Genomic DNA, 7,369 nt, shown 5'->3' with positions numbered 1-7,369 from the left:
CCCCCCCCCCCCCCCCCCCCCCCCCCCCCCCCCCCCCCACGACCGGGAGCGGACGATCAGCGCGTGCGCGCGCGCAGCAGCGGCAGGCTGATCGCAAAGAAGCACAGCAGGGCGCCGGCCAACGCAAAACCGCTGCCTGCCAGGAACGCGGTACGGCCCTGATCGATCGGCCACAACTGGCCCGCGATCAGCGCGCCGAGCACGCCGCCGACGCCTGAGGAGAAGCCGTACAGCAGGCCCTGGCCGTGGCCGTTGAGGCGGCCGGGGAAGTAGGTCGCCAGCATCTGCATCGCCGCGGCGAAGAAGGCGGCAAAGCCCAGCGCATGCGCGGTCTGGGCGAGGAGCATCACCGGCAGGTTTTCCGGGAACAGCGCGGTGACCGCCCAGCGCACGGTGGAGCTGAGCAGGGCGATCAGCAGCATCCAGCTGGCGTCATAGCGGCGGAAGAAGCGCCCGATGGTGAAGAACACGCCTACTTCGAACACCACGCCCACCGTCCACAGCACGCCCAGGGTGGAGGTCGCGTAGCCGTGGTGATCCATGTAGACCGAGAAGAACGTGTAGTACGGGCCGAATGACAGCTGCTCCATGAAGGCGGCCAGGAAGAACGCCAACACCTGCGGCTTGCGCACGATCGCCCAGAACCCGCTCGCGTCGCCGTCGCTGCGCTGCAGGTTGCGTGCGTAGTGGTTGGCAAAGCCCGAGGCGGTCAGCAGGCCGAACAGCGGCAGCATCAGCCACGGCAGCAGATGTGCGTTGCCGGCGCCACCGTCGCCTTCGATGATCCAGCCAAACAGCATCACCACGGCGATGAAACCCAGCGAGCCCCACACCCGGATCAACCCATAGCGGTGGCTGTCGCTGCCCAGGTGGGTCAGCGTGATGGATTCAAACTGCGGCATCACCGCGTTGTAGAAGAAGCAGAACGCGATCATTGCCGGGTACAGCCACGGCTGCGGCAACGGCAGCAGGAACGCGCAGAAGGTGAGCAGAGTGAGCACGCAGCCCAGCCGCAGCCAGAAGATCGGTCGTGGCGAGGCGGCGGCGAGGGAGGTCCAGGTGGTGGGGGCCACGATGCGGGTGGCGTACCAGATGCCCATCATCACGCTGATCGCGGTGACGCTCATGCCACGCGAGGTCAGGAACAACGACCAGTACGGCGTGAACGCGCCGAGGGCGGCGTAATAGAACAGGTAGAACGACGCCAGGCGGACGGCCGGTACGGCGTCGCGGGGGAGGGCAGCCATGCGGGGTGACACACTCATTCCGGATCGTAATCCAGGTTGGAGGCCAGCCAGCGCTCGGCCTGCACGCGGTCCACGCCTTTGCGTTTGGCATAGTCCACCACCTGCTCGCGGGTGACACGGCCGACCACGAAATACTGGCTCTGCGGGTGGCTGAAGTAGTAGCCCGACACCGCCGCGGTGGGCAGCATCGCAAAGCTCTCGGTCAGCTGCATGTCCGCGTTGCGCTCGGCATCCAGCAAGCGGAACAGCGTGGCTTTCTCGCTGTGCTCGGGGCAGGCCGGGTAGCCGGGCGCAGGGCGGATGCCGGCGTACTTCTCGGCGATCAGCGATTCGTTGTCCAGCTGCTCATCGGGCTGGTAGCCCCAGTAATCCATGCGCACGTGCTGGTGAAGGCGCTCGGCCAGGGCTTCGGCCAAGCGGTCGGCCAGCGCCTTGAGCAGGATCGCGTTGTAGTCGTCGTGGTCGGCCTCGAAGCGGGCGACGTGCGGGTCGATGCCGATGCCGGCGGTCACCGCGAACGCACCGATCCAATCCTGCTTGCCGCTGTCGGCCGGCGCGATGAAATCGGCCAGGCAGAAATCCGGGCGTTCGACCGGCTTGTCCACCTGCTGGCGCAGGAAGTGCAGCACGGCCGGGCCATTGTCGGTACGCAGGTGCACGTCATCGCCAACGCTGTTGGCCGGCCACAGGCCAAACACGGCCTTGGCCGTCAGCCACTTTTCCTCGACGATGCAGGCGAGCATCGCGCGGGCATCCTTGTACAGATCGGTGGCCTGCGGGCCGACGATTTCATCGGTGAGGATCGCCGGGAACTTGCCGGCCAGTTCCCAGGCCTGGAAGAACGGGGTCCAGTCGATCACCTCGACCAGGTCAGCCAGTGGGTAATCATCGAGCACATGCAGGCCCGGCTTGCGCGGCGCCGGCGGTGTGTAGGTGGCCCAGTCGCCCACGAACCGCTGGGCGCGTGCCTTTGCGAGGGTGACCAACCGCTTGGCGTCGCCACGATTGCGGTGGCGTTGGCGGATGTCGGCGTAGTCGGCCTCGTTGGCGGCCACGAACGCATCGCGCAGCTCACGCGAAATCAGCGATTGCGCCACGCCGACCGCGCGCGAGGCGTCCTTCACCCACACCGTGGGCGCCTTGTAGTGCGGGTCGATCTTCAGTGCGGTGTGCGCGCGCGAGGTAGTCGCGCCGCCGATCATCAGCGGCATCGTGAAGCCCTGCCGCTCCATCTCGCGGGCAACGTGGCTCATCTCCTCCAGCGAGGGCGTGATCAGCCCGGACAGACCGATGATGTCGGCGTTCTCCGCACGCGCGGCGTCAAGGATCTTCTGCGCAGGCACCATCACGCCCAAGTCGATCACGTCGAAGTTGTTGCAGGCCAGGACCACGCCGACGATGTTCTTGCCGATGTCGTGCACGTCGCCTTTGACCGTGGCCATGATGATCTTGCCGTTGCTCTTGGCGGTGTCGCCGCTGCGTGCTTTTTCCGCCTCGATGTACGGCAGCAGGTAGGCCACCGCCTTCTTCATCACGCGTGCGGATTTGACCACCTGCGGCAGGAACATCTTGCCGGCGCCAAACAGGTCGCCGACGATGTTCATGCCGTCCATCAGCGGCCCTTCGATCACATCCAGCGGACGGGTCGAACGCGCACGCGCTTCTTCGGTGTCCTGCTCGACCCACGCATCCATGCCGTGCACGAGCGCATGGGCAAGGCGGTCATTGACCGGCTTCTCGCGCCAGGCCAGGTCTTCGCCGCGCACTTCGCCCTTCTTGCCCTTGTAGCGCTCGGCGATCTCCAGCAGGCGTTCGGTGCCATCGCTGCGGCGGTTGAGGATCACATCCTCCACGCGCTCGCGCAGCTCGGGGTCCAGGTCATCATAGATTGGCATCGCGCCGGCATTGACGATGCCCATGTCCATGCCCGCGCCGATGGCATGGAACAGGAATACCGAGTGGATCGCCTGTCGCACGGTTTCATTGCCGCGGAACGAGAACGACACGTTGGAGACGCCGCCGGAAACATGGCAGTGCGGCAACGTCCGCTTGATGATGCGGGTGGCTTCGATGAAGTCGACCGCGTAGTTGTCGTGCTCTTCGATGCCGGTGGCGACGGCGAAGATGTTCGGGTCGAAGATGATGTCCTGCGGCGGGAAGCCGACCTGCTCGGTCAGGACCCGGTAGGCGCGGGTGCAGATCTCGACCTTGCGCGCGCAGGTATCGGCCTGGCCCTCTTCATCAAAGGCCATCACCACGGCAGCCGCGCCGTAACGCAGTACCTTGCGCGCCTGTTCGATGAACTGCGCTTCGCCTTCCTTGAGCGAGATCGAGTTGACCACGCTCTTGCCCTGCAGGCACTTCAGCCCCGCTTCGATCACGCTCCACTTGGAGGAGTCGACCATCACCGGAATGCGGGCGATGTCCGGCTCGGACATGATCAGGTTGAGGTAGCGCGTCATCGCCTTTTCGGAATCGATCAGGCCCTCGTCCATGTTGACATCGAGGATCTGCGCGCCGTTGGCGACCTGCTGGCGTGCCACTTCCACCGCCTCTTCGTAGCGCTCTTCCTTCACCAGCTTGCGGAACTGCGCGCTGCCGGTGACGTTGGTGCGCTCACCGATGTTGACGAACAGCAGGTCCGGGGTGATGACCAGCGGCTCGAGACCGGACAGGCGGGTGTGGCGGGAAGACGTCATGGGCAGGCTGGCACGGGCTGGCGGAGGAGGGTCAACGACAACGGGAGCGTGGGGCGGACGCGGTCATGCCGCATCTTCCAGCGGCGGTGCGGGCAGGCGGCGCGGCGGCAGATCGGCCACCGCTTCGGCAATCGCGCGGATGTGCGCCGGGGTGGTGCCGCAGCAGCCGCCGACCAGGTTGAGCAGACCGGCGCTGGCGAATTCGCGCAGCGTGGTGGCCATTTCTTCCGGGGTTTCGTCGTACTCGCCGAAGGCGTTGGGCAGGCCGGCATTGGGATGCGCGCTGACCAGGCACTCGGCCACGGTGGACAAGGTCTCCACGTGGGGCCGCATGTCGCTGGCGCCGAGCGCGCAGTTCAGCCCGATCGACAGCGGCCGGCCGTGCGCGACCGAGGCGTAGAACGCCTCGGCCGTCTGCCCGGACAGGGTGCGGCCGGAGGCATCGGTGATCGTGCCGGATATCATCACCGGCAGCCGCCCGCCGCGGGCATCGAACACTTCTTCGATGGCGAACAGCGCGGCCTTGGCGTTGAGCGTGTCGAAGATGGTTTCCACCATCAGGGTGTCGGCGCCGCCGTCGATCAGGCCACCGATGGCTTCGCGGTAGGTCTCGCGCAGCGCGTCGAAGCTGGTATTGCGGAAGCCGGGATCGTTCACGTCCGGGCTGATCGATGCGGTGCGGCTGGTGGGACCGAGCACGCCGATCACGAAGCGCGGTTTGCCCGGCGTGGTCGCCGCGACCGCATCGCAGCAGGCGCGCGCCACTGCGGCACCGGCTTTGTTGAGCTCGTAGACCAGGTGTTCAAGGTGATAGTCGGCCTGGCTGACCGAGGTCGCGTTGAAGGTGTTGGTCTCGACCAGATCCGCGCCGGCTTCCAGGTACGCGGTGTGGATGCCGCCGATCACCTCCGGGCGGGTCAACAGCAGCAGGTCGTTGTTGCCCTTGAGGTCATGCCCCTGCGGCGCGTCGCCGGTCGCGGCATGGTCGCAGCCGGGCCCGTGCTGGTGGTCGTAACCGCCGGCGAAACGCGCGCCGCGGTAATCGTCCTCCTCCAGCCCATGCCGCTGGATCATCGTGCCCATGGCGCCATCGATGATCAGGATGCGCTGGGCCAGCGCCGTTTCCAGCGCATGCACGCGGTCGGGGTGGAGCCAGGGCAGGGATGACATGGGCAGACCTCAGGGCTTGCTGGCGATCAGCGAAATGACTTCGAAATGCGGCGGGCGCTTCTCGCGGGTCACGGTTTCCAGGCTGGAGACGACCAGGCCGGCCTTCTCCACGAACTTGCGCAGTTCCTTGTCGCTGAAACCGAGGTTGACGTGGCCATACGCATCCACGGCCGCACGGTGCTCGTGACGGGCCAGGCTGCACAGCAGCAGGCGCCCGCCTGGGCGCAGCACGCGCGCACCCTCGGCGACGGCCTGGGCCGGCTTGGCCGCATAGGTCAGTGCGTGCATCAGCACGACCAGGTCGAAACTCTGGTCGGGGAAGGGCAGGGCATGCATATCGCCTTCGCGCACTTCCACGTTGGCCAGCCGGCGCAGGCGCTCGCTGGCAGCGGCGACCACGCGCGCGCTGGTGTCGATGCAGATGTAGCGCTTGGCGTGCGGCGCTACAAGCTCGGCCAGTACGCCGTCACCGGAGGCGATATCGAGCACGTCACCGGTTTCCAGCAGCGGCAGCGCGGTGCGTGCCAGCGCTTCCCAGGTACGGCCGGGGGAGTAATGGCGTTCCATGTCGCCGGCGACGCTGTCGGCCCAGTTCTGGTCCGCCGCACGGCTGGCCATGACGGCGGCAACGCGTTCAGCATCCTGGCGCAGCAGCGGGTCGTCGCTGCCGGTGCTCAGGGCATGCCACAATGCGCGCTGCGCCGGATCCAGCGCGGCGTCATCGAAGCGGTAATACGCCGAGACGCCGGAGCGACGGTCGCGGACCAGGCCGGCTTCCTTGAGCCGGGCCAGATGGGTGGACACCCGCGGCTGCGCCAGCGTGGTGATGGCCGACAGCTCGGCCACAGTGAGTTCTTCCTGTTCCAGCAGCGCCAGCAGGCGCACCCGGGTGGCGTCGGCGAACACTTTCAGCCGGACGGACCAGTCCTCGAGATCCATAAATATCTACCTATCGCGATATAGAGATATTTTCGTCCTTTGGCGGCGGTTCGGTCAAGTCAGGCGTCCTTTCCCCGCCCCCCGGTACAATCGCCCGACCGGGCCGCGCGCACTGCGGCCCTTATCACTCTGTACCCGGGAGGGTGTTGTGGATTTCAGCTTTACCGAAGAGCAGTTGATGCTGCAGGACGTTGCGCGCCGTATCGCGCAGGAAAAAATCGCGCCCAGCGCCGAACACCACGACCGCACCGGCGAGTTCCCGCTGGAGAACATCCGCCTGCTGGGCGAGAACGGTCTGATGGGCATTGAAGTGCCCGAAGCCTACGGCGGTGCGGGCATGGACCCGATCGCCTACGTCCTGGCGATGGTGGAGGTCGCCGCCGGAGACGCTGCGCATTCGACGATCATGTCGGTCAACAACTCGCTGTTCTGCAACGGCATCCTGACCCATGGCAGCGAAGCGCAGAAGCAGAAATACGTTCGCGCCATTGCCGAGGGCGAGGCCATCGGCGCGTTCGCGCTGACCGAGCCGCAGTCCGGTTCGGATGCGACGGCCATGCGCTGCCGCGCGGTCAAGCAGGCCGACGGCACCTACGTGATCAACGGCAAGAAGAGCTGGATCACCTCCGGCCCGGTGGCCAAGTACATCGTGCTGTTTGCGATGACCGATCCGGAACAGGGCGCGCGTGGCATCACCGCGTTCATGATCGACACCGACAAGGCCGGCTTCCACCGCGGCAAGACCGAGCCGAAGCTGGGCATCCGTGCCTCGGCCACCTGCGAAATCGAGTTCCAGGATTACGTGGCAGACGCGGATGACGTGCTGGGCAAGGAAGGCGAGGGCTTCAAGATCGCCATGGGCGTGCTTGACGCCGGCCGTATCGGCATTGCCTCGCAGGCGATCGGCATCGCCCGTGCGGCGTATGAAGCGACGATCGAATACGTGAAGGACCGCAAGGCCTTCGGCGCGGCGATCGGCACCTTCCAGATGACCCAGGCGAAGATCGCTGACATGAAGTGCAAGCTGGATGCAGCCCTGCTGCTGACGCTGCGCGCGGCATGGGTGAAGGGCCAGGGCAAGCGCTTCAGCAACGAAGCGGCGATCGCCAAGCTGACCGCCTCGGAAGCTGCGATGTGGATCACCCACCAAGCCGTGCAGATCCACGGTGGCATGGGCTATTCCAAGGAAATGCCGCTGGAGCGTTACTTCCGTGATGCCAAGATCACCGAGATCTACGAGGGCACCTCGGAAATCCAGCGTTTGGTGATCGCGCGCAACGAGACCGGTCTGCGCTGATCGACAGGACAGCGGCG

Annotated in this window: 5 protein-coding genes; 1 reads left to right on the top strand and 4 read right to left on the bottom strand. The window is 66.2% G+C overall.

Going from position 1 to position 7,369, the window contains the following annotated elements:
* Positions 1-56: 56 nt before the first annotated feature.
* The 4 genes from ACE026_RS14260 to ACE026_RS14245 form a co-directional block, all read right to left on the bottom strand.
* Positions 57-1,247 carry an MFS transporter gene (locus ACE026_RS14260; RefSeq protein WP_486039485.1) on the bottom strand — a complete coding sequence of 397 codons (1,191 nt, stop codon included), beginning with the start codon at positions 1,245-1,247 and terminating at the stop codon, positions 57-59.
* Positions 1,248-1,261: 14 nt separating this feature from the next.
* The gene (metH, locus tag ACE026_RS14255) at positions 1,262-3,946 is read right to left on the bottom strand and encodes a methionine synthase (RefSeq protein WP_486039484.1); all 2,685 of its coding nucleotides are present in this window, start codon (positions 3,944-3,946) and stop codon (positions 1,262-1,264) included.
* A 63-nt stretch (positions 3,947-4,009) separates the two neighbouring features.
* Positions 4,010-5,116, bottom strand: coding sequence for a homocysteine S-methyltransferase family protein (locus ACE026_RS14250; protein WP_486039483.1), 1,107 nt, complete (start codon positions 5,114-5,116; stop codon positions 4,010-4,012).
* Between the two features lie 9 nt (positions 5,117-5,125).
* Complete coding sequence (locus tag ACE026_RS14245) at positions 5,126-6,055, bottom strand: ArsR/SmtB family transcription factor (protein ID WP_121037902.1); 930 nt, start codon at positions 6,053-6,055, stop codon at positions 5,126-5,128.
* Between the two features lie 112 nt (positions 6,056-6,167).
* Here ACE026_RS14245 and ACE026_RS14240 point away from each other — a divergent pair, with 112 nt between their 5' ends.
* Positions 6,168-7,352 carry an acyl-CoA dehydrogenase family protein gene (locus ACE026_RS14240; RefSeq protein ID WP_486039489.1) on the top strand — a complete coding sequence of 395 codons (1,185 nt, stop codon included), beginning with the start codon at positions 6,168-6,170 and terminating at the stop codon, positions 7,350-7,352.
* Positions 7,353-7,369 lie beyond the last annotated feature (17 nt).

It is taken from the genome of Stenotrophomonas sp. AGC87 (assembly GCF_057333975.1).
Note: the sequence above shows the minus strand (reverse complement) of the source record. Positions and strands in the feature narration are given on the sequence as shown.

Bases quoted from the DNA above. Each gene is read 5' to 3' on its own strand.
- ACE026_RS14245 (WP_121037902.1), bottom strand. From the start codon at position 6,055: ATGGATCTCGAGGACTGGTCCGTCCGGCTGAAAGTGTTCGCCGACGCC.
- ACE026_RS14260 (WP_486039485.1), bottom strand. From the start codon at position 1,247: ATGGCTGCCCTCCCCCGCGACGCCGTACCGGCCGTCCGCCTGGCGTCG.
- ACE026_RS14250 (WP_486039483.1), bottom strand. From the start codon at position 5,116: ATGTCATCCCTGCCCTGGCTCCACCCCGACCGCGTGCATGCGCTGGAA.
- metH (WP_486039484.1), bottom strand. From the start codon at position 3,946: ATGACGTCTTCCCGCCACACCCGCCTGTCCGGTCTCGAGCCGCTGGTC.